Here is a 22996-nt window from a genome sequence, read left to right as displayed (position 1 = left end):
AACTAAACTAGTAATAATTATTAAATGGAGAATAAGTTGAACATTGAATTTGAGAAAGTATTTGAAAAAGAAGTTGAACATCATTTTTTCTGCCCAGGAAGGGTAAATTTAATTGGAGAGCATATTGATTACAATGGTGGGAAAGTGCTTCCATGTGCAATTTCCTTGGGATCACATTTGCTTGTAGCACGTAACAACACAGGAACTCTCCGTTTTAGAAGTCTCAATTTTGAAGAAAAAGCTGATATTATTTTAGCAGATTCATACACTAAATCAGGAAAAGACTGGTATAATTATCCACTAGGTGTTATTCACCTGTTAAGCAAAAACCATAAGTTTGAAGGTCTTGATTTATTGTTTTACGGTAACTTACCGACCGGAGCAGGCTTGTCGTCTTCAGCCTCCATTGAAGTACTTACAGCTTATGCTTTCGACCGGATCTTTAAGTTAGGAATTAACAAACTTGACCTAGTTAAAATTGCAAAGCAGGCCGAAAATGAGTTTATAGGTGTAAACTGCGGCATTATGGACCAGTTTGCGGTTGCGTTCGGCGAGAAAGACAAGGCTTTAGAACTTAACTGTGACACAATTGAATATAATGCAGTTCCTTTTAATTTGGGAGAGTATTCTTTAGCCATTATCAACACAAACAAGCCAAGAAAACTTGCAGAATCAAAATATAACGAGCGTTTTACCGAATGCCGTACCGCATTAGCCGACTTGCAAAAACAGCTTGAAATTCAGCATTTATGTGATTTAAATTCTCTTCAACTTGATGCTCATTTAGATTTAATTAAAAGCTTCACTATCGCAAAACGTGCTCAGCACGTTGTAGCCGAAAATGAGCGTGTATATAAATCAATTGAGGCCATGTCAAAAAGCGATTTAGAATCATTCGGAAAGTTGATGTATGCTTCACATGATTCACTCCGTAATTTATATGAAGTAACAGGTCAAGAGTTGGATACTGTTGTTGAATATTGCAAGAAAAACACTGATGTGTTAGGTGCTCGTATGACAGGAGCCGGTTTTGGCGGTTGTGCTATTGCTCTGGTAAAAAGCAATAAGTTCGATAAGTTTACTTCTGAATTAGAAGCGTATTACAATGATAAGATTGGTTATAAACCATCAGTATTTAAAAGCGCAATTGGCGAAGGCGTTAGAGCTTTATAAAACCAAAAGGCCCCTATTTAACCAAATAGGGGCCTTTTAGTTTATACTTTTACATCTACAATATATCGGTTCAATAATAAAAATTCGAACAAGGGCTTAGCCTCTGGTGATGTTGGCATATTCACAGTAGTAAGAAGAGCCTTTTCTTTTTCAGAGTAATGCGGAAATGCATAAACCTGAATATTTTTCCTGAACAGGTTACCAATATAGTTTAGCAGTTTTCCACTATATCCCTCATCATAATTTTCAGAATTAAAAACATTAACCAGATTGGCAATGTTTAGCAAGATGGTAACCTTACGCGCTTTACAACGGGCAATATATTGGGCCAACAAATTATGCCTGCTAAAGTTTGATACTATAACCGTGCGTTTACGGGCCAGAAGTTCTTCAGTCCTTTTTACAAATTCATCCAAAGCGAGCTCACCATCAACATCATGAATAGTATCGTTCAAAGTAATTTCTGTAAGCACAATTAGATCTTCATCAACAATATTTTCATTCTTTTTAATGTATTCAATTGCTTTGCCCAGCTTTTCCTTATCTATAGGAGCCTTTTGCCCATAACGTCTTCTGTAAATTATCACGTCTTTTTTGTACAACAGGTTTTTCGCCTGGTACACCTGACCTTCAGGACCAAAAATTGCGGCAGCAGAGAAACCTTTAACAATTAAATACATATTGAGCAACAGGTTATTAACCTGCTCAAAATCTGGTCCTTTCACACTGATCATATCTATTTCAACTGAATCAGCGAATAGGTTATCTGCCAATGATTCAATCATCAGCTTTGGATCATCATGATGATAAAAAGCCGCATAAACTAGGTTTACTCCTAAAATCCCCAATACATTCTGTTGCAACATCGCTTCATTATCGAGTAAACGCACGTGAAAAAGAATTTCGTTGGGTTCCGATTTAGGCCTTAGCTGAAATCGTAATCCAATCCAACCATGTGCTTCATTAGTTTTTGCGTAGTTAATTGTAGTCACTGTATTAGCAAAAGCAAAGAACGTACGATTCTTATATTTATCAGTTGTTAAACGCTCAGGCAACAGTACGTATTCATGGTCCAGCATTTTCTCCAACCTTGATTGCGAAACATAACGACCGCACTCCTCCACTCCATAAATCGCGTCACTAAAAGCCATGTCATAGGCCGACATACTTTTAGCAACAGTTCCAGAGGCTGCTCCGGCCAAGAAAAAGTTACGGGCTACTTCTTGTCCTGCGCCAATCTCTGCAAAAGTTCCATAAATCTGCTCGTTAAGATTAATTTTCAGTGCTTTACGCTTGGTATCTAAGATTTCTCTCATGGTGATGCAAATTTAAGTATAAGCGACTAATTTTAGCTATGTTGACCAAGGCTATTCCTATAGATTTATTACGAAAAAAGGCTGTCAACATTTGACAGCCTTTTCTATTTACTTAGATCATATTAATTACTAGCCGAATCTTCTGCATTAGCAACTTCAATAGGAAGATTCTGATTTCCTTCTGCTAAAGGATGCTCTGCTCCATTATTTCCGCTGTTTACAAATTCATCGTAAGTGGTGCGTGTATCAAATGGGCGTTTACCCAAGATCTCTTCTAAATCGGATTGAAATAGAATTTCTTTTTCAAGTAATTTTTGAGCCAACGCCTCTAATCCTTTACGCTTTTCTAATAATAAATCCTTCGTACGTGTATAAATGTCATTAATCAATGTTCGTACTTCGTGGTCAATCAACTCCGAAGTTTTTTCTGAATACGGTTTAGTGAACGCACCATATTCACCTTGCTGATCATTGAAGGAAACATTGCCAACTTTATCATTCATGCCATAAATAGTAACCATGGCATAAGAAAGCTTGGTAATACGCTCTAGATCGTTTTGTGCACCTGTTGAAATTTTACCAAAAATAATATCTTCAGCTACTCGTCCGCCCATAGTCATACACATACCGTCAACAAGTTGCTCGGTTGTGTATAAATACTGCTCTTTTGGCAGATATTGAGCATAGCCCAAGGCTGCAACACCACGCGGAACGATAGAAACTTTCACCAATGGGTCGGCATGTTCAAGAAACCAACCAGCGATAGCATGTCCTGCTTCATGGTAAGCAACAATTCTCTTCTCTTCCGGTGAGATGATTTTATTCTTTTTCTCCAAACCACCAATTACACGATCAATTGCATCTTGGAAATCTTTCATATCGATTTCCTTTTTATTCCGACGAGCGGCAATTAAGGCCGCTTCGTTACAAACATTCATAATTTCAGCACCCGCAAAACCTGGAGTTTGAGCCGACAATTTTTTAGGATCAACATCAGGAGCAAGTTTCAATGGTTTAAGGTGTACTTTGAAAATCTCCTCACGACCATTTAGATCAGGTTTGTCAATTGAAATTTGACGATCAAAACGTCCCGGACGTAACAAAGCTGAATCTAATACATCCGGACGGTTAGTTGCCGCCATAATGATAACTCCAGAATCAGTTGCAAAACCATCCATCTCAACCAGTAAGGCATTCAGAGTATTTTCGCGCTCGTCATTCCCGCCCATAATTTGATTTTTTCCACGAGCACGACCGATCGCATCAATCTCATCAATAAAGATAATACAAGGAGCCTTGTCGCGAGCTTGACGGAATAAGTCGCGAACACGCGAAGCACCCACTCCAACAAACATTTCCACGAAATCAGAACCAGAAAGGGAGAAGAACGGAACTTGGGCTTCACCGGCAACTGCTTTGGCTAACAATGTCTTACCTGTTCCAGGAGGACCAACCAATAGCACGCCCTTAGGAATTTTACCACCCAGGCTTGTATATTTTTTAGGATATTTCAGGAAGTCAACAACTTCCATTACTTCTAATTTGGCTTCTTCTAACCCGGCAACATCGTTAAAGGTGATATTAACCTGTGATTCTTTATCAAATAATGTAGCCTTAGATTTACCAATATTAAAGATCTGTCCACCTGGACCACCTCCACCTCCAGTCATACGACGCATAATGAAAATCCAGAAGATTGCTACTAAAGCAATTGGTAAAATCCATTGTACAAGAAAAGTAAGAAAATAGTTCTCCTGCTTTTGCTTATCTTCAATTTTTACTTGATCGCTGGCTGGCCACCCTTTCTCAACCAAGGTAATCTTATCTCTGATTGCTTTATAATCAAAGCTGGTGAACACATAATGAGGCCCAGTATTTGAACCGAATGTACCTTTACCACTAACTTCTTTATATTTCTCAGATTTTAAACGATCTTCTTTGATATAAACATAAAAATCATAAGCCTCTCCGTTTTTGTAAACGGCGACATTTTGAACATCATGAGCTTTAAGCATTTTGGTTTCAAAATCCTCATAGGTAATTTTTACAGGCGATGAACCTGAATAAAATAAATTAAACCCTATGATTAAAGCCAATATAGTTCCGTAAATCCAAAGTCCGCTAAATTTAGGAGGCTTTGGAAGTATCTTCTTAGGCATTTTATCCCTTGAGTTTTTAGGTTCGGAATTGTTATCTCTCATTAAAAAGTAATTATTAGAATTTATAACCCTGAGGTTGATATTTTGTTTTAACTAAGCGCTTTGATAATTTTTAATTTCAGCGTCCCCCCATAATTCTTCAACACCATAAAATAAACGCTTATCTTTCTTAAAAATGTGTACTACTACATTAACATAATCTAATAATACCCATTCACAATGATCTAAGCCTTCTTTTCTCCAGGGTTCTTCTTTAAGGGCCTTATACACCTCATCTTCCACAGAGTTAGCGATTGCACGTACCTGAGTGGTAGATTCTGCATCGCAAATGATGAAATAATCGGTAACTGAGCTGTATATATTACGAAGGTCTAGCCTCACAATCTCGTTTCCTTTTTTTTCTTGAATACCATGAATGATAATATCTGAAATCAATTGGGATTCGTCAGTTCTTCTGTTTTTTACCATTCAAAAACCTAACTTTGAAAATTTACAAACTTCGTTTAACACTCAATCAATGCAATTTACTACTAATTCTGCATTATTTATAGGTCAAAATCTTGTTTCACTAAGTGAAATAGACTCGACCAATAACTATTTGAAAGAATTACTCACAAATTCTACGCCATTGCCTGAGGGCACTGTTATTATGGCAGACCGTCAATATAGCGGCCGTGGCCAAGTAAATAATCAATGGATCACAGAACCAGGAAAAAACCTTACAGTAAGTTTCCTGCTTTGCCCCTCTTTTTTGTCGGCTACTCAGCAATTCGAACTTAATAAAGTTATCAGTTTAGGCGTAGCAGACTGTGTGAACCATTTTATTGGCAACAAAGTTAGCATAAAATGGCCTAATGACATTTATTGGGAAGATAATAAACTAGGCGGTATTTTAATTGAAAACTTTTTATCAGGAGCTAGTTTAAAACAATCTGTAATCGGAGTTGGTTTAAATGTAAACCAGTCAATATTTCCTGAAAACATAAAAGCTACCTCTTTCAACATGATCAGTAATAAGGAATTTGATCTTAAAATCTGTTTAAATGCACTTTCCGTATTTATTGAAGCAAGGTATTTACAATTGAAGAATGGGAACGTTGATAAAATTAATAATGACTACATAAATCAATTATATCGAATGGGCACGATAGATTTATATAGGGCAAATGGCGAAGTTTTTTATGGCGAAATCATTGGGGTTAGCGAGGTCGGAAAGCTTATTATTCAGGCAAATAATGAAGCTAAAGAGTTCTCTTTTAAGGAAGTAGAGTTTATATAGTAATGAAAAACTTACACAAACTGAAAATTTTATTTCTATTTTTGGGGCAAATCAATTTTGATTTAACCTGAACTTATTAGATAAATTAGATGAAGAGATTATTCTTTTTGTTGGCAATGCTACTGGGAAGCATGACAACATTTGCACAAATTGAGAACCCGGTATCTTGGACGTTCTCAAGCAAAAACACTAAGGGGGATGAAGCAGTTTTAACTTTAACTGCTAAAATTGAGGGGAATTGGCATATGTACTCCCAGTTTATTGAAGGAGGAGGCCCTGTTCCAACCTCGTTTAAATTCAAGCCTTCAAAAGATTATGAATTGATTGGTAAAGTAGAAGAGAAAACAAAACCCCACAAAGGTTTCGACCCTACTTTCAGCATGAATATTGCTTACTTTGAAGGTAAAGCAGTATTTGAACAAAAAATTAAACTAAAAGTTCCTTCGACTAAAATTTCCGGAACGTTAGAGTATATGGTTTGTAATGATAGCCAGTGCTTACCTCCAGAAGAAGTCGAATTTAATATTACTGCTACGGGAACTCCTGCAGCACCCCCAGCAGCAACTCCGGCTGCTGCCCCGGTTGAAAAAACTAAAAATCAACCACAAACTGCTGTAGATACTGCTGTTGCTCCTTCAGTGGAGAAATCACCAGCTATAACAGTTTCAGCTGATACAACCAAAGCAGATTCTACAACTGCATCAGTTGTTCCTGTTAGTAACAATGACGGTAATCAAGCTGTAATAAAATCACCTTCAACTATGGGTATTTTCATTGAAGGATTTTTATTCGGTTTTGTAGCATTATTAATGCCTTGTATCTTCCCAATGATTCCGTTAACGGTAAGTTTCTTTACCAAACGCAGCCCTTCACGTGCTGCAGGAATTAGAAAAGCTATAACTTTTGGATTGGCCATCATTGCTATTTATGTTGTTTTCGGCTTGGGTATTACCATTACCTTAGGTGAAGATGCACTAAATCAGCTAGCAAGTAATGCTATTGCAAACTTAATTTTCTTTGTGGTATTGGTAGTATTTGCAGCCTCTTTCTTTGGTGCATTCGAAATTACTTTACCAAGCTCATGGGCAACTAAAGCCGATGAAAAAGCTGACAAAGGAGGTTTAATAGGTATTTTCTTTATGGCTTTGGCCTTAGCATTAGCTTCTTTCTCTTGTACCGGACCACTTATTGGTAACTTATTAGTTGAAGCAGCAAGAAAAGGTCAGTATTTAGGCCCTGCAATGGGAATGCTTGGTTTCTCAACAGCTTTGGCAATTCCGTTTACACTTTTTGCAATATTCCCAAGCTGGTTGCAAAACCTTCCTAAATCAGGTGGTTGGTTAAATTCAGTAAAAGTAGTTCTAGGTTTTATCGAGCTTGCTTTTGCTTTGAAATTCTTATCAAACGTAGATTTGGCGTACCATTGGGGTGTTCTTGACCGCGAAGTATTTCTAGTATTATGGATCGTAATCTTTGTGATGTTAGGCTTCTATTTGTTAGGCAAACTGAAATTCTCTCACGATAGTGACCTACAATATGTCTCTGTTCCTCGTTTATTCCTTTCATTGTTTTCTTTTGCCTTTGCGATCTATATGATCCCTGGCTTATGGGGAGCCCCTCTTAAATCAATCAGCGCATTTGCTCCACCAATGGGAACTCAGGATTTTGATCTATCAATAGTTGCCACTGGAGGAAACAACAATATTCCGGCTGACCATACGGCTAAAAAATATGCAGGTATTTTCCATGCTCCACATGGCATCGACGCATTCTTTGATTATGAAGAAGGTTTGGAACATGCTAAAAAGACAGGAAAACCAGTATTTATTGACTTCACTGGCCACAGCTGTGTAAACTGCCGTAAAATGGAAGCTAATGTTTGGTCTAACCCAGAAGTATTGAAACGCTTAAAAGGCGATTACGTATTAATTTCTCTTTACGTTGATGACAGAACTGAATTGCCAGAAGGTGAACAATACGTTTCAAAAACCACAGGTAAAAAGATTACTACTGTAGGTAAAAAATGGAGTGATTTACAAGCTTCAAGCTATAACACTAATTCACAACCTTATTATGTGTTAATTGACCATAATGGTAAACCATTGGTTGAGCCACAAGCTTACAATCCTGACATTCAAAACTACATCCGCTTCCTAGACAGCGGAAAACAGGCTTTTGAAAATCAAAAACTTACAATGAAGTAATTTTTAGACCATATTAAAGAACGGCCTTCTGGATAAAACCAGAAGGCCGTTTTAATTTATGCAAATCCCAATGCAAGTATTAAATACTATGGATGTTCATAGATTATAAATTTTACATAAATTTACACGTCTAATTAAAAAGGGTTCATTATTTTGATCTATTATTTAGAAAGAACTATAATTTTCACGGGATGATTAAAAGAATAGGTGTTTTTACTTCGGGAGGAGATGCCCCGGGCATGAATGCATGTGTAAGAGCGGTAGTACGTACTGCTATCTATCATAATATTGAAGTTGTGGGTATTATGCGAGGTTATGAAGGCATGATAAATGGAGAGTTCATGCCTCTTGAAGCCCAGTCAGTAGCCAATATCATTCAACGGGGTGGCACTATTTTAAAAACCGCCCGTAGTCAAGAGTTTATGACTCCTGAAGGGCGCAGGAAAGCTTATGAAAACTTGAAAGCCCAAGGCATAGATGCATTGGTAGCCATTGGAGGAAATGGAACATTTACAGGTGCTACCATTTTTGAAAAAGAATATGGAATTCCGTCAGTAGGTACTCCAGGAACAATTGACAATGATTTATTAGGCACCGATTATACACTTGGTTATGATACTGCAATCAATACTGTTATTAAAGCCGTTGATGCTATTCGTGACACAGCAGAATCTCATGACCGTTTATTCTTTGTAGAGGTAATGGGGAGGGACTCAGGACAAATTGCCTTAGCAACTGGAATTGGGGCAGGAGCAGAGGCTATATTACTTCCTGAAGTAAAATTCGACCTGGAACGATTATATGAACGTTTGGAAAAAGGTCGTCGTAAATCAGCTAAAATTATTATTGTAGCAGAAGGAGATGAAGCAGGAGGGGCTTTTGCCGTTGCTGAAAAAGTAAAAGAAAGACTTCCTCAATTTGACACCAAAGTTTCCGTTTTGGGCCATATTCAACGCGGAGGCTCTCCTTCATGCTTTGATCGTATGTTAGCAAGTGAACTCGGCTTTCATGCTGTAGAGGCTTTATTGAAAGGTAAAAAAGGTGTAATGGTGGGTAAAATCGATAAGAAGATTGTTTTTACACCATTTGCTGAAGCTATCAAAGATACATCAAAAATGGACCCTGAAATGCTCCGCATGGTGGGAATTTTAGCATCATAATATTTATCAAAACAACTAACTGGCTCATTACCAAATTAAAACGTAAATTCAGGCATGAAACAACATCCTGAATTCCTGGTTTTAATTTGCTTAATGAGCTTTTTTAGTTTAGTTAACTGCTCATCAAAAAGCAATGACAATAAGTCCGATACAGAACCATTAGGTCCCAACGTTGCACTCCAATTAGTTACAAAAGGACTGGAGTCTCCTGTAGAAATGGCTATACCGGATGATGGCACCAACAGAATATTCATAGTTGAACAAAAAGGCCGCATAATGGTCTTAGACAATGGGACTCTACTTTCTGAGCCATTCCTGGATGTAAGTGCTAAAATGGTTGAAATGAACGCCCAATACACTGAACGAGGACTTCTGGGCATGGCCTTTCATCCTCAATATAAAACCAACGGCAGGTTTTTCATTTATTATTCTGCGCCCTCTTCACAATCCGGAAGTGACCATAAAAGTATTCTTGGCGAATACAAAGTATCAACCAACCCCAATAAAGCAGAAACCGTGGAAAAGGTTATTATGGAAATTGAACAACCACAAGCCAATCATAACGGTGGCCATCTAGAGTTTGGCCCAGGTGGTTATTTATATATAGGATTAGGAGATGGTGGCGGAGCCGGAGATCAGCATGGCCCTATTGGAAATGCGCAGAGTCTGGCAAACCTGCTAGGCAAAATCATTCGAATCAATGTAAATAGTGGGAATCCTTACAGTATACCTGCTGACAATCCCTTTGTTGGTCAGAATAATGTACGCACTGAAATCTGGGCATATGGCTTGCGTAATCCATGGAAATTTACTTTTGACAAAAATGGCAGGATTTTTTGTGCCGATGTAGGTCAAAATGCATATGAAGAAGTAAACATTATAGAAAAGGGGAAAAACTACGGTTGGCGGATCATGGAAGGCTCCCACTGCTATAATCCTGCTTTAAACTGCAACACTGCAGGGCTAACAATGCCTATTTATGAATACGACCACAATACTGGAGTAAGTATTACCGGAGGGTATTTTTATGACGGCACTAAAGTACCTGCCTTTAAGAACAAATATGTCTTTGCGGACTGGACCGGCGTTTTCTTTGCAATAACAACTAACGGATCAGGAGGAAAGATAACAGTAAAAAACGCTCCTAGTAATCTAAGAGTTTTAAGCTTTGGAAAAGACAAAGCGAACGAACTATATGTTCTTACCAGTTTAGACACGCAACCGTTAAGCCCGACAGGAGCTATTTACAAACTGATTGCCAGCCAATAAACTACCGTTTCATCCACTTAAAAAAGAGTGCTCAAGTATTAATTTTAAACCCTATTTTTGATTACTGATGCATTGAACATACTAAAAACATCAACTTAAGACTTGGAATCGATTAAGCAACATTTTATAGAGGCACAAAGTGCATTAAACACCTTTTTGAACGACGAGAAGAATTTTTTGGCACTTGATGCTGCCGGACAAATGATGGTAAAAGCATTAAGAAACGGAAAAAAAATCATTTCTTGTGGCAATGGCGGTTCTATGTGTGACGCCATGCACTTTGCTGAAGAGCTTTCGGGTCGTTACCGCAATGACCGCAAAGCACTTGCAGCAATATCCATTTCGGACCCCTCACACATGAGTTGTGTGGGCAATGATTATGGCTATGCATTTGTTTTTTCACGTTATGTTGACGCAATTGGCCAAGAGGGAGATGTTTTGTTAGGGATAAGCACAAGCGGAAACTCTGAAAACGTTATAAATGCAATAACTGCAGCCAAAGAAAAAGGAATGACCATAATTGGCCTAACTGGAAAAGATGGGGGGAGAATGGCTAAAATTTGTGATGTCGAAATTCGGGCTCCGCACTCACAATACGCCGACCGTGCTCAGGAGATCCATATCAAATGTATCCATTCGCTGATTGATTATATTGAGCAACATATCGGCAGATCGCTTTAAAACAAAAAACGGGAAGACTCTTCCCGTTTTTTGTTTACTTATTATCGAACAATCATTTCAAGCACAAACTGTTTCGACTTTTCTATATCAATTGACAATTGTCGGTCTTCAGTAATAAAGGCCACTTCTTTCCGAAATTCCGTCAATAATTTTTCAATAAAAGGTGAGGATTTTACAGGTTTACGCAACTCAAGAGCTTGTGTCGCGTTAAGCCACTCAATACCTAATATTGATACCAAATTTTGAACCACCTTACCTGCTTTTACTGCAGCATTGGCACCCATACTTACATGATCCTCCTGCCCGTTTGAAGAGACTATAGAATCCACAGATGCAGGTGTACACAACTGCTTATTTTGGCTGGCTATTGACGCTGCGGTGTATTGCGGAATCATTAGCCCTGAATTTAACCCTGGCTTGGCAACTAAGAATGCGGGAAGATTTCTTAAACCTGAAATAAGCTGATACGTTCTTCGCTCGGAGATACTTCCCAACTCAGATAAAGCCAGGCACAAGAAATCAAGAGCCAAGGCCAATGGCTGTCCATGGAAATTGCCTCCTGAAAGAATCAGATCTTCATTAGGAAAAACATTCGGATTATCTGTTACAGCATTTATTTCGGTTAAAAACACCCATTCCACATAGTTTATTGCATCTTTAGAAGCTCCGTGCACTTGTGGAACACAACGAAATGAATATGGATCCTGAGTTTGTTTTCCTGGTTGATTAATAAGCTCGCTTCCCTCAAGTACTTCAGATACAAACTTGGCAGTATTAAGTTGTCCTCTATGTGGGCGAATTTGATGAATCAGCTCATTAAATGGATCAATACGACAATCAAAAGCATCAATTGAGGTTGCCGCAACTACATCAGCCACTTGTGATAATTTTTTAGCTAACAACAAGCAATGAACACCATAAGCGCTCATAAATTGAGTCCCGTTAATTAGGGCCAATCCTTCTTTCGCCTTCATGTGTAAAGGTTCCCAGCCAAACTGTTGAAGCATTGCTGAGGCCGCCTTACGCTTTCCTTCAACATAAACCTCTCCCAAACCCAATAATGGAAGCGATAAATGAGCCAAAGGAGCTAAATCTCCCGATGCTCCTAATGAGCCCTGAGTATAAACAACAGGCAGTACATCATTGTTGTAAAAATCAATTAAGCGCTGTACAGTTGAAAGCTGAACCCCTGAATGACCATAACTCAATGATTGAATTTTGAGCAACACCATCAGCTTCACAATCTCATGTGGCACTTCATCCCCGGTTCCGCATGCATGTGATTTAAGTAAATTGCTTTGCAGTATTTCTAAATCATCATTTTCAACAGAAACATTTTGCAATGAACCAAAACCTGTATTAATACCGTAAACAGGAGCATTGCTTTCTTTGATTTTCTTATGAAGGTAATTGAAGCAATCGTTAATTTTCTGTGTCGCTTCTTCCGATAAAGCCAATTGATACCCTTGGGTAATAACAGTGTCGATCAATTCAAGCGTGATTGGCGCTGAACCGATATAATGTAACTTCATGTACTTTGTTTAAAGATTGATGATAACAAAAATAAGGATTGTTGCTTAATTACCTATTGCTCGGTAAGTTCCTCTCGCACATTTGTGAAATTACGCACACTTAAACGCGATGCAATAGCTGAAGCAATGAACGAAATAACAAAAACAGTCAGAAAAACCAGCAGAAAATCTTTGCCATACATTTCAACGGGATAATCTTCCATCATAAACGTGCCAGACTCTCCTAATTTTATCAGACCGTACTTTTTCTGAAGAAGACAAAACAGTCCGCCAAGGGTTAAGCCTGCAATTGTTCCTAGCATAGAAATCAGTAAGCCTTCGAGTAAAAAGATAAAACGAACAGTACGACTGTTGGCTCCCATACTAAACAAAATGGCAATATCTTTTTTCTTATCAATTACCAGCATGGTTAATGAACCAATAATATTACAAATGGCTATAATAAGCACAAAGGTGAGAATGAGATATACTGCCCATTTCTCGGTATTTAATATTTTATACAACAACTCGTTTTGCTCCGCGCGATTTCTTACAAGATAATCTGGCCCTAATAATTGCTGTACACTACTTTTATACTTGTCAATATTGACGTCTTTCTTCAGATATAGTTCAACTGATGAAACTTTGACAGGTTCATCTAATTGGTTCCGAGCAAATGCAAGTGGAACCAATACATATTTCAGATCAAAATCCTGTTGAATTTGAAACACCCCTGATACATAGATATCGTTACGGCTTAAATCATTGGTAGGATCAATGGATGAGCCCATATTTTTCCGCGGAGAATAAATCGTCATTGGCTCATCGGAACTAATATTCATTGCCAAATAATATTCAACCCCACTACCAATAATAGCCCTCGGTTCCTCATCAGTACCTAACTCCGCCCTACCTCGAATAATCATTGAATCAAGTGCGTGAGTTTTAAGAAAATCATCACTAACCCCTTTAATTGTAGCTATGTACTGATTTTTACCAAAGCGTAACAAGGCCTTTTCCTCCAAGCCTTCGACATAAAACAACAATTCCTTGCTACTTTGCAATTCCTTGAATGCAGACGATTTAGGATTGAAGGTTTTCCCTTTTACAGTCTCAATTTTTAAATCTGGCGAAAAGCGATTGTATAACGATAAAACTAATGTTTCAAAGCCATTGAAAACCGACAAGATAATAATTAAGGCCGCCGAACCAATTAAAACGCCAAGCATGGATATGCCAGAAATAATATTGATGGCATTGGTCGATTTTTTAGAAAACAGGTATCGCTTAGCAAAAAATAACGCCAGTTTCATTTAAGTTCTATCGATATTATAAAAACGGATTGTGCAAACGTTCAAAACCGACACTTGTAGCAGGGCCATGGCCCGGATATACTTTCACCTCATCTCCTAACGGAAATAAGCGATCTTCAATACTTCTCTTTAATACCTGAAAATTGCCTCCCGGTAAGTCCGTACGACCCACACTTTGGTGAAATAACACATCGCCTCCAATTACAAAGCCATCGGCTTTACTATAAAAAGAAAGACTACCAGGAGAATGCCCTGGAGTAAAAATGCATTCAACTGATGAATTACCAAAAGAAATTACCTCTCCATCCTCAAGATAGCACTCTACAGCTGGAGAAAGTTCATAATGCATTCCCATTGATGGTGCATAACCAGGTATTGCATCTAAAATAAACTGCTCGTCTTTATGAAAATTTGGTTTCAACCCGAAATTATCAAACACGAATTTATTGCCCAAAACATGGTCAATATGACAATGCGTATTAATCAATTTTACTGGTTTTAATCCATTACTTTTGATAAAGCCAACCAATTCGTTTTGCTCACCGGCATTATAACATCCTGGGTCAATGATTAGGCATTCCTTTGTTTCGTCAAAAAGTATATATGTATTCTCCTGATAAGGATTGAATGTTAAATAATGTACTTGTATCATAAAGTTTGAAACGAATTACTTTAAGTTTTTTGTCGCTTATTTATACAAAATCGAACTTATTAAGCCTTAATTTTTCCACTTAAAAGTCTTAAGCATAACATCTATATCTTTCTTTATAAAATCTAAAACCGGCTGAATAGAATCAAGCTTAGGTTCCGATCTGAAGTATAATGCTGCACGCAAAAAATGTTTTGTACTGTCGGTCAAATAAAGCTGAAGGGAAGAAGCCGTATTACCACCAATTGTGTAATAAGTACCATAAACCCTGCGTTTATTATCTTTAATTATGCTTTCGTCAATAGAAGTAGCCTTGATGGTATGTTTAAAAACCAATTCACGGCTATATTCAGTTAATTGGTTAAATCTCTTCTGATCATTATCAAAATCATGATAAGTAATGTGTAGTTTACCGTTAAACTGGGGATAGTTAATATTTATCCAGCAAGGCCTTGCTTCAGCTGATACATCAGGTGTTACATTAGCATATACAGGAATATCAAAACTGTATGAACAACCTCCGTCGTAGTGTACATATGCTTTCTTAGGAAAATCAATACGATGATAGCCGCGGGGTTTGGGGGTGGACGCAGATTGCTGACAGGCATTCAGAAATAAAAAAATTCCAAGTATACCCAAAACAGTCAACCGGCTTGCTAGTTTTAAAAGGTTTGATTTATTAAGCACAATCATAAAATAAATAGCGCAAGGTACAATTTAGATGATGAAGTAAGAAGTTCGACTCTATCCATTCCAAATAGCCCAAGCCCGTTCGGCTTGCAAGTGTAACATTTCCAGCCCGTTTTTTACTGCAGCTCCGTGTTCTTTACCTTTTTTCATGAATAAAGTCTCTTCCGGATTATAAACCAAGTCGAATAATAAGTGGTTTGATGTCAGAAATTCATAAGGGATAGCTGGACAACTTTCCACATTAGGGTATGTACCTAGCGGGGAGCAATTTACAATAACTGTATATTCATTTAAAGTTGCCTCATCAAGCTCACTATAAATTAATTTATTGATATCTCCTTCCCGTGATACAAATCTATATTCAATATTCAATTCCTTTAAGGCATATTCTACAGCCTTAGACGCTCCTCCCGTTCCCAGAATGAGTGCTTTCTTATGATGCGGTTTCAGCAATGGTTTCAATGATTCCCTAAAACCATACACATCAGAATTGTAACCAATAAGTATCGGCATACCATTAGAATCGCGTTCAACCTTTATCACATTTACAGCACCAACTCCCTTGGCAGAATCATCAACCCTACTTAATAATGGAATAACTGCTATTTTATGAGGAATGGTAACATTAATGCCTCTTATCTCCGGATTATTATCAAGAATTTCCTGCAACATTTCAGCTTGCTCAATGGGGTATAAGTCATACTGGTGATCTGACAACCCCATTTTTAAAAACTTCTCAGTGAAATATTTCTTTGAAAATGAATGAGAAAGAGGATAACCTATGAGCCCGAATTTTTTCATGAATTTATGGTAAAAAAAAGGCGGAAAACAACGATAATAGTTTCCGCCCCTACAATGTTTTAAGAGTTTATTCTATAAAACAGGAATATCAAAGTCTTTCAGGAAATGATTAAAGGTATCCCCTCTTAATCCAAGACGAACTGTTTCCAAAGGTATAACCTCTGCTGGAGCGATATTTCCTAAATTCACATTAGCTCCCAATAATTTCACAAACCATACCTGTTGTGATTTTTGAGGCGCTTCCCAAATAATTGTTTCTTGAGGAATTTTAGTCAAGATCTCCTCTACTAAACCTGAGCGCACCTCACCATTTCCACGGAACAAACCAACATTTCCACTTTCACGTGCTTCCGCAATTACTTTCCATGAACCGGCATCGATCTCAGCTTGCATCAGCTGAATCCATTTATATGGAGGAATAATTACAGTGTCATCTTTAGATCCCACTTCTGAAATAACGGTTACTTTTTCTTTCAGCTTACGGATATACTCACACTTAACATCATGCGGAATAATAATTGAACCGTCTGAAACTTCAGCATATTCCATATTATAACGTTCGAGTATGCGAAGATAATCGTCAAACTGACCACGTATAATAAATGCTTCGAATAAGGTTCCGCCAAAATATACCGGGATACCGGCCTGACGGTAAACGTTTAATTTATCTTGCAGATTTGGGGTTACAAATGAGGTGGCCCAACCAAGTTTTACAAGGTCGGTGTGATTACCTGAAACTGAAAGGAAATTCTCAATCTCATTCACACTCAAACCTTTGTCCATAACCATGGTTATACCCTTCTCACGAGGTTTTGCTTCTCTGTCCGGAACGTACTTCAAGGTATAATTCATTTCAAATTAACTAAATCTTTCGGGGGAGTCCCCCCCTTTTTTAGGCTCCACAAAATAAAGCCTAAGTGTTTAAAATACCAAATGTTTTAGCGATACAAACTCGCATAATTTTGCCAACGAATAAATACCCATTTAATTATGCCATCCAACCTGAATTCCTATAAGCAATTAAATCACAGAAAGAAACATTTCTTTTACTAAAACAAATCCCCGGATAGGAATGCTTCCTCCAGGGATTTTGCATTGTAAAGTAATTTTATTGGCATGCAAAAGTATTATTACGATATATATCGATTGATGATATCAATGATCACTTTATTATTCTGCAATTGTGGCAAATAGTCAAATAACAACTCGCATTTTTCAGGATCGGCTACCAAAGCCTGCTCTAAATAGCTTACGGCTTCATTGTATTGACCATTTGCAAACAAGTAAGCGACCATACGGTAATAAAGTTCCGCCGACTGTGTGTTTACTTTAATACCTTCAGAAATAATGGCAATAGCTTCATCAAACTTTCCCTCTTCAAACATTAATGAAGAATAATCGAGCCAGATCTCAACATCATCAGGAGCTAATTCCATAACCTTTTCGTAAGCATGTTCAGCTTCTTCAACGTTGCCAAGTTTTGAATATGAATCACCCAAAGCAAACCAATATTCTGGATTATTAGCATCTAACTCCAATGCTTTCTTATAAAAATGCAATGACTCGAACCAGCGCTCCTCAAAATCAAGCGTTACCCCAATACCAAACCAGGCTTCTGCTAAACGAGCATCGAGCTTCACTGCTTTTTTATAGAAGGAACGGGCCTCATCCATCATCTCCAGTTTTTCATAACACTCACCCATGCAACAATAGGTTTCAGCATCAGGTTGCTCATACTCAAACGTTTGACGGTAAACACTAATAGCCTCCATATAACGTTCAAGCCCAACTAAAGCATTGCCTTTGTTAAAATATGCTGCCGCAAAGTTTTCCTTAATCAGTATTGCATAATCATAAGCATCAATAGCTTTTTCATACATTTCGAGCTTGATGTAAGCATTCCCTAAATTATACCAAGCGGCATAAGAATAAGGTTCTTCATCAATATACTGTTCATAAAACCGTATACTTTCTTCCTGCCTGTCTAACACATCATAGCAGAAAGCAAGTTCATAAAGTGCATCCTGGTTTTCCATATTGGTTTCCAGGCATCGCTTTAAGAAGACAATAGCATCTTCATAGTTTCCAAGATTTTGATAAACGTATGCAATCTGCAGACAAATCTCATCTGTGTCTTCAGCATACAATAACGCTTGCTGATAGTTTTCCAGTGCTTCCTGGTGGCGATCCTGATTTTCGAGAAGGGTACCCCTTAAAATGTAAATATCAGGATTGGAGGTTTCCAAACTTTCAGCCTTTTCCAGCATTTTAAATGCTTTGGCCGTTTGATTGGTCATTATAAACAATTGAGCCTGCTTTACAAAAAAGCTAGAAGCGTACGGATGCTGGTTAAGTGCATATTCTACAACTTGTAAGGCTTTTACTGGATCATTCTTTTCGATATAGTAATCAATAATCTTTTCAAATGCATCGGCATCAAAGAAATACTGGTCCTTATTTCGAATCATCTCCTCATACCGTTCAACCGAAGAGCGTGCTTCTTCCGGATTGTCAAATTCAAAATCGTCGTCAAACATTGATTAGTCCACAAAAGGTTAAAAAGAACGAAACGTATTGAAATTCAGCACCCTGTATGGTATTAAACGAAAAGTTTAACAGGCTGGTTTTAACTATTGAAAAGATAGAATTAATCTTCCAACCACAGCGGTCCTTTTTTTCCACATATCAACCAAAAGCACTTTAAAACATTGAGTTCAAAAGCACTAATAATAACAAAGATAACATTTTTTGGTTTGCAGCTATTTTGCACCACCCTATATTTATTTGTTATGCTTTATTTACAGCAAGATTGAGGCCAATAAAATGCCTTTAAAACAAATAAAGAACGGTTTTCCTTGTCTTCTTAGAACTTTATCTATAAATCTCATTTAAAACATTGGCCAAACGCAATCCGCTTTTAAGCAGTTGCTCATTTAAAGCCGAAAGGAACACATAATTATACTTGTAACCAATATCAGTTTCTTTCTCAGCATTTTGATAAAGTTTTCTACTCAATCCATAGGTTTCACAAAACCAATCAGAAGGATCAATAGACTGGCAAGCCTCTATTTGAGCTTGTGTAGGATGATTTAGAGCAGTTGCATATTCAGTATAGCTCAAGTCCTGAAACTCAATAAGATCATCATCCCAAATACGATGCAAGTTGGTTGTTTTTTTAAACCAAGTCATTTTAATATCGTTTCCGCCCTTATCAGTTGGGCGACCAATGTGCATAGGTTGATTAGCATCTCCCACTAAATGAATTAAAAATCGCAATGCATCTTTCTTTAATTCACTTGAACTTTGCTGATCCTTTAAAATTGAAGTCATCTTTCGAATAGCAAAAGCAAGATTTACTGAATCATTTGCACACTTTTCCTTTATCTGTTCACAGGTAAGTCCATCTTCTAAATTTATGTAATGCCAAACCTGTGTACTGTCATATTTACGATCCGACTTAATAAAATCGGACCAATCACTCACCATGGCAACTGATTCTGTACCTAAGATTTTGTTAATGGCTCTTTTTGTCTTTTTAGTTAAATGACGATCGGCAATTTCACCTATTAAGCGGTGACCTGTTTTACCCCAAGCCTGGGAAGTTTGTGGAGCAAGAATAGTTAATAAGAATAATACGATTAATCCTAAGGAAGTAAGTTTTATTGACTTCATGAACCTATTTTTCAACTAGTCAAAAGTAATCTAAAAAGCCTTCATCTGCTTGGATGAAGGCTTTAAGTAATTATTAAATTTCCTAATAATTGCAATTCAATATCTCAACTACTTGAGCTCTCCAACCATATCAATTGGATTAACCCACTCATCAAATTGTTCTGCGGTAACATAACCTAACTCAACGGCAGTTTCTTTAAGGGTTTTCCCTTGCTTATGAGCCGTTTGAGCAATTTCTGCTGCTTTGTAATAGCCAATTTTGGTATTTAATGATGTCACCAGCATTAAGGAATTATTCAGGTGGTTTTGAATATTTTTTTCAATAGGCTCAATACCTAGAGCACATTTATCATTGAATGACACACACACGTCACCAATCAAACGTGCTGAGTGCAAGAAGTTGTAAATCATCATCGGCTTGAAAACATTCAACTCAAAATGACCATTTGAACCACCCACATTAATTGCTACATCATTCCCCAACACCTGAGCAGCAACCATTGTCATTGCTTCGCATTGCGTAGGGTTAACTTTTCCTGGCATAATTGAAGAACCTGGTTCGTTATCAGGAATATGAATTTCACCGATACCTGAACGAGGACCAGATGAAAGCATACGAATATCGTTACCGATCTTCATCAAACTAACAGCAACGGTTTTTAAAGCACCATGAGCCTCAACAATTGCGTCGTGTGCAGCAAGGGCTTCAAATTTATTTTCCGCAGTAATGAATGGAAGTCCTGTTAATTGGGCAATATGTTTAGATACGTTTTCAGAATATCCTTTTGGAGTATTGATACCTGTTCCTACCGCTGTTCCGCCTAACGCTAACTCTGAAAGGTGAGCCAAAGTATTATTGATCGCCTTTAAACCATGACTCAATTGAGAAACGTACCCAGAGAACTCCTGACCTAAAGTTAAAGGAGTGGCGTCCATGAAGTGCGTACGACCAATCTTTACAACATGCTTAAATGCTTCTGCTTTAGCAGCCAATGTATCACGCAGTTTAACAATCCCCGGAATAGTGGTCTCCATCAACATTTTATACGCCGCAATGTGCATAGCTGTAGGGAATGTATCATTTGACGACTGCGACTTGTTCACATCATCATTAGGATTTAAAACCTTTTCCTTATCAGCTAAACTACCCCCGTTTAAAACATGTGCACGGTAAGCAATTACCTCATTTACATTCATGTTCGACTGGGTTCCTGATCCAGTTTGCCAAACAACTAACGGAAATTGATCATCAAGTTTACCCGTTAAAATTTCTTCGCAAACCTTTCCAATTAAATCAGCTTTTTCTTTTGGTAAAACACCAGCATCAAGATTGGTTAAGGCTGCTGCATGTTTTAAGTATGCAAATGCTTTAACAACCTCTTTAGGCATTTTATTAATATCCTGAGCAATTTTAAAGTTCTCAATTGAGCGTTGGGTTTGAGCACCCCAGAATTTATCGGCAGGAACCTGCACTTCGCCCATAGTGTCTTTTTCTATGCGGTATTCCATGTTACTATTTTGACTAAAAAAATTATTAATTATAGACGGGCAAATTTAGACTTTTTCCAAGCCTTTGATATGACTTTTGTCAATTTATCTACATAAATACTTAATAAATAAGGGTAAGCCCAAAATTTGACTTACCCTCAAAATATACACTATCTCGTCGCCACTATTTTTCTTTGAAAATCGATCCTTTAAACGCATGATCGAGTTTAGAGTTAGCCGCATCCACAATTGGGCTTAAGCGCAGGAGCGATTGCGTTGCAACAGTTGCAGTAGTAATAGTCCCCGTTTGAATCCAGTTGAGCGCAGCCTTCAATGAAGCTTCTTCTGGATCACCAAAATCCCTAGTTACATCATCAACCGCTAGCGCATCAGGAGCAAAACCTTGATAGTAATCACTGCCCCCCTGAGAATTTATTGATTTTACGGCAACAATTAATGTTGTATAAGCATCAGGTAGTTTTCTATTTATTGTAATAGGATAAAAGCCAACAGGCTTACCATAAGTAGTAGATCCAAAAAGTTTCTGACTCTCGCCTAAGTAAGGCTTAAGTACATTGATCATCAGCTCGCTTGCCGATGCAGTTCCTGAAGTCCCAATAAATGCAACTTTTTGCAACAAAGGCAATTTCCTTGCAGAATTATCGTAATTAATAGTTTCATTCCAACCTTCGGTAGTTAACAATGCATTGTGCTGTTCGGTATACATTACCTTCCCTTTAGCGCTTTCAGGAGCAAGAAGATTAGCAAAGTGCTGGGCTATATCAACCCTGCCTCCGCCATTATAACGAAGATCCACTACAACATCGGTCACTCCTTTTGCCACAAAATCATTAAATGCAGCTTCAATTTCCTGTATAGCAGTCCCAAAGAAAGTATTGAACATAATGTAGCCCACTTTTTTTGTCCCCAAATCAATTACAGAACTTTTTATTACAGTATTAGCCGTATAAGTTGCTGCCATAAGATTTAGATTCTTCGTTTCATTTGCAGGTGTCCTCATTTGAAACGAAACTGAACCGGTGCTATTTAAAGCATTATTAAGGGCACTTATGTTATTAGTATTTGCTGCTATACCATTAATTGACAATACACGCCAGCTCCTCTGCACCCCCTGACTCCCTGCTGGGGAATTCTTATAAACATATGTAATCCGCAAATCATCAGAATAATCATTGGCTGAGGGCCGGACAAACTTAAATCCACAACCATAGTCAGACTCATTGGCATTAGCTAAGTTTTCGTATTCAGCCTCCGGCAACCCAAAACTATACCGATCAATATTCTTTCCATTTAATAATGGACTATAAGTTTTAATTTTTTCAATAACTTCATCGGGTCCTGGGTAGGAAGTTGGCTTAAATGATTCTGCATTAGGCAGATTATCTACCCATAAATAAAAAGTTTCTGCAACCATGTAAACACTGTCTCGCACATCACCATGCTTTGGCTCAACGGTTTCGGAAGAAGTACTTTTTTTACATGAAGTGGTTACTAAGACTGGAGCTGCCCAACATAAAGCAATGAGTAGCCAAAACGAGAGAGTGCGTTTTTGATTCATAAGAGAACGGATTATAGATTGCTTTTAAAAATGTAAAAACTAATGTAAGTTT

General features: G+C 37.7%; 19 protein-coding genes. 6 read left to right on the top strand and 13 right to left on the bottom strand.

Annotated features, from left to right (window positions below; genetic code table 11):
- Positions 1-24: 24 nt before the first annotated feature.
- Entirely contained in the window at positions 25-1173 is a 1149-nt protein-coding gene (locus L2B55_RS03075; protein ID WP_237848826.1) for a galactokinase, read from the top strand.
- Between the two features lie 41 nt (positions 1174-1214).
- On the opposite strand, the gene L2B55_RS03070 is transcribed toward L2B55_RS03075, so the two are convergent.
- The 3 genes from L2B55_RS03070 to rsfS all read right to left on the bottom strand — a co-directional run bounded on the left by L2B55_RS03070 (position 1215) and on the right by rsfS (position 5116).
- A complete protein-coding gene (locus L2B55_RS03070) occupies positions 1215-2489 on the bottom strand; it encodes a nicotinamide mononucleotide adenylyltransferase (RefSeq protein ID WP_237848825.1) in 1275 nt (424 codons plus the stop codon).
- 122 nt (positions 2490-2611) lie between these two features.
- Positions 2612-4690, bottom strand: coding sequence for an ATP-dependent zinc metalloprotease FtsH (gene ftsH / locus L2B55_RS03065; protein ID WP_237848824.1), 2079 nt, complete (start codon positions 4688-4690; stop codon positions 2612-2614).
- A gap of 51 nt (positions 4691-4741) precedes the next feature.
- Positions 4742-5116 (bottom strand): ribosome silencing factor, encoded by a 375-nt coding sequence (gene rsfS, locus L2B55_RS03060; RefSeq protein ID WP_237848823.1) that lies wholly within the window; start codon positions 5114-5116, stop codon positions 4742-4744.
- A gap of 49 nt (positions 5117-5165) precedes the next feature.
- Here rsfS and L2B55_RS03055 point away from each other — a divergent pair, with 49 nt between their 5' ends.
- The 5 genes from L2B55_RS03055 (at position 5166) to lpcA (ending at position 11241) form a co-directional block, all read left to right on the top strand.
- On the top strand, positions 5166-5927 hold the full coding sequence (locus L2B55_RS03055; protein WP_237848822.1) for a biotin--[acetyl-CoA-carboxylase] ligase: 762 nt from the start codon (positions 5166-5168) through the stop codon (positions 5925-5927).
- An 89-nt stretch (positions 5928-6016) separates the two neighbouring features.
- Positions 6017-8131: a protein-disulfide reductase DsbD family protein gene (locus L2B55_RS03050; RefSeq protein WP_237848821.1), complete on the top strand. Its 2115-nt coding sequence runs from the start codon at positions 6017-6019 to the stop codon at positions 8129-8131.
- A 191-nt stretch (positions 8132-8322) separates the two neighbouring features.
- Entirely contained in the window at positions 8323-9291 is a 969-nt protein-coding gene (gene pfkA, locus L2B55_RS03045; RefSeq protein ID WP_237848820.1) for a 6-phosphofructokinase, read from the top strand.
- Between the two features lie 54 nt (positions 9292-9345).
- The gene (locus tag L2B55_RS03040; protein ID WP_237848819.1) at positions 9346-10560 is read left to right on the top strand and encodes a PQQ-dependent sugar dehydrogenase; all 1215 of its coding nucleotides are present in this window, start codon (positions 9346-9348) and stop codon (positions 10558-10560) included.
- A 102-nt stretch (positions 10561-10662) separates the two neighbouring features.
- Entirely contained in the window at positions 10663-11241 is a 579-nt protein-coding gene (lpcA, locus tag L2B55_RS03035; RefSeq protein ID WP_237848818.1) for a D-sedoheptulose 7-phosphate isomerase, read from the top strand.
- 41 nt (positions 11242-11282) lie between these two features.
- On the opposite strand, the gene hutH is transcribed toward lpcA, so the two are convergent.
- The 10 genes from hutH to L2B55_RS02985 all read right to left on the bottom strand — a co-directional run bounded on the left by hutH (position 11283) and on the right by L2B55_RS02985 (position 22944).
- Positions 11283-12773 (bottom strand): histidine ammonia-lyase, encoded by a 1491-nt coding sequence (gene hutH, locus L2B55_RS03030; RefSeq protein ID WP_237848817.1) that lies wholly within the window; start codon positions 12771-12773, stop codon positions 11283-11285.
- Between the two features lie 53 nt (positions 12774-12826).
- Positions 12827-14065 carry an FtsX-like permease family protein gene (locus tag L2B55_RS03025; RefSeq protein WP_237848816.1) on the bottom strand — a complete coding sequence of 413 codons (1239 nt, stop codon included), beginning with the start codon at positions 14063-14065 and terminating at the stop codon, positions 12827-12829.
- Positions 14066-14081: 16 nt separating this feature from the next.
- Positions 14082-14717 carry an MBL fold metallo-hydrolase gene (locus L2B55_RS03020; RefSeq protein WP_237848815.1) on the bottom strand — a complete coding sequence of 212 codons (636 nt, stop codon included), beginning with the start codon at positions 14715-14717 and terminating at the stop codon, positions 14082-14084.
- Positions 14718-14783: 66 nt separating this feature from the next.
- On the bottom strand, positions 14784-15407 hold the full coding sequence (gene gldD, locus L2B55_RS03015; RefSeq protein WP_237848814.1) for a gliding motility lipoprotein GldD: 624 nt from the start codon (positions 15405-15407) through the stop codon (positions 14784-14786).
- Positions 15408-15458: 51 nt separating this feature from the next.
- Positions 15459-16205: a shikimate dehydrogenase family protein gene (locus tag L2B55_RS03010; protein ID WP_237848813.1), complete on the bottom strand. Its 747-nt coding sequence runs from the start codon at positions 16203-16205 to the stop codon at positions 15459-15461.
- A 72-nt stretch (positions 16206-16277) separates the two neighbouring features.
- The gene (locus L2B55_RS03005) at positions 16278-17057 is read right to left on the bottom strand and encodes a phosphosulfolactate synthase (protein ID WP_237848812.1); all 780 of its coding nucleotides are present in this window, start codon (positions 17055-17057) and stop codon (positions 16278-16280) included.
- 278 nt (positions 17058-17335) lie between these two features.
- Positions 17336-18742, bottom strand: a complete 1407-nt coding sequence (locus L2B55_RS03000; protein WP_237848811.1) for a tetratricopeptide repeat protein — start codon at positions 18740-18742, stop codon at positions 17336-17338.
- A 334-nt stretch (positions 18743-19076) separates the two neighbouring features.
- Positions 19077-19877: a S1/P1 nuclease gene (locus L2B55_RS02995; protein WP_237848810.1), complete on the bottom strand. Its 801-nt coding sequence runs from the start codon at positions 19875-19877 to the stop codon at positions 19077-19079.
- Positions 19878-19985: 108 nt separating this feature from the next.
- Entirely contained in the window at positions 19986-21386 is a 1401-nt protein-coding gene (gene fumC / locus L2B55_RS02990; RefSeq protein ID WP_237848809.1) for a class II fumarate hydratase, read from the bottom strand.
- 163 nt (positions 21387-21549) lie between these two features.
- On the bottom strand, positions 21550-22944 hold the full coding sequence (locus tag L2B55_RS02985) for a S41 family peptidase (RefSeq protein WP_237848808.1): 1395 nt from the start codon (positions 22942-22944) through the stop codon (positions 21550-21552).
- Positions 22945-22996 lie beyond the last annotated feature (52 nt).

Source organism: Solitalea lacus (assembly GCF_022014595.1).
GTDB classification, from domain to species: domain Bacteria; phylum Bacteroidota; class Bacteroidia; order Sphingobacteriales; family Sphingobacteriaceae; genus Solitalea; species Solitalea lacus.
This window is presented reverse-complemented; position numbering and strand designations above follow the sequence as displayed.

Excerpts from the sequence above, each read along its gene's own strand:
- L2B55_RS03010 (WP_237848813.1), bottom strand. The coding sequence starts at position 16,205 with ATGAAAAAATTCGGGCTCATAGGTTATCCTCTTTCTCATTCATTTTCA.
- L2B55_RS03055 (WP_237848822.1), top strand. The coding sequence starts at position 5,166 with ATGCAATTTACTACTAATTCTGCATTATTTATAGGTCAAAATCTTGTT.
- gldD (WP_237848814.1), bottom strand. The coding sequence starts at position 15,407 with ATGATTGTGCTTAATAAATCAAACCTTTTAAAACTAGCAAGCCGGTTG.
- L2B55_RS03025 (WP_237848816.1), bottom strand. The coding sequence starts at position 14,065 with ATGAAACTGGCGTTATTTTTTGCTAAGCGATACCTGTTTTCTAAAAAA.
- L2B55_RS03040 (WP_237848819.1), top strand. The coding sequence starts at position 9,346 with ATGAAACAACATCCTGAATTCCTGGTTTTAATTTGCTTAATGAGCTTT.
- L2B55_RS02995 (WP_237848810.1), bottom strand. The coding sequence starts at position 19,877 with ATGAAGTCAATAAAACTTACTTCCTTAGGATTAATCGTATTATTCTTA.
- pfkA (WP_237848820.1), top strand. The coding sequence starts at position 8,323 with ATGATTAAAAGAATAGGTGTTTTTACTTCGGGAGGAGATGCCCCGGGC.
- L2B55_RS03050 (WP_237848821.1), top strand. The coding sequence starts at position 6,017 with ATGAAGAGATTATTCTTTTTGTTGGCAATGCTACTGGGAAGCATGACA.
- ftsH (WP_237848824.1), bottom strand. The coding sequence starts at position 4,690 with ATGAGAGATAACAATTCCGAACCTAAAAACTCAAGGGATAAAATGCCT.
- L2B55_RS02985 (WP_237848808.1), bottom strand. The coding sequence starts at position 22,944 with ATGAATCAAAAACGCACTCTCTCGTTTTGGCTACTCATTGCTTTATGT.
- fumC (WP_237848809.1), bottom strand. The coding sequence starts at position 21,386 with ATGGAATACCGCATAGAAAAAGACACTATGGGCGAAGTGCAGGTTCCT.
- L2B55_RS03070 (WP_237848825.1), bottom strand. The coding sequence starts at position 2,489 with ATGAGAGAAATCTTAGATACCAAGCGTAAAGCACTGAAAATTAATCTT.
- rsfS (WP_237848823.1), bottom strand. The coding sequence starts at position 5,116 with ATGGTAAAAAACAGAAGAACTGACGAATCCCAATTGATTTCAGATATT.
- L2B55_RS03020 (WP_237848815.1), bottom strand. The coding sequence starts at position 14,717 with ATGATACAAGTACATTATTTAACATTCAATCCTTATCAGGAGAATACA.
- L2B55_RS03075 (WP_237848826.1), top strand. The coding sequence starts at position 25 with ATGGAGAATAAGTTGAACATTGAATTTGAGAAAGTATTTGAAAAAGAA.
- L2B55_RS03005 (WP_237848812.1), bottom strand. The coding sequence starts at position 17,057 with ATGAATTATACCTTGAAGTACGTTCCGGACAGAGAAGCAAAACCTCGT.
- L2B55_RS03000 (WP_237848811.1), bottom strand. The coding sequence starts at position 18,742 with ATGTTTGACGACGATTTTGAATTTGACAATCCGGAAGAAGCACGCTCT.
- hutH (WP_237848817.1), bottom strand. The coding sequence starts at position 12,773 with ATGAAGTTACATTATATCGGTTCAGCGCCAATCACGCTTGAATTGATC.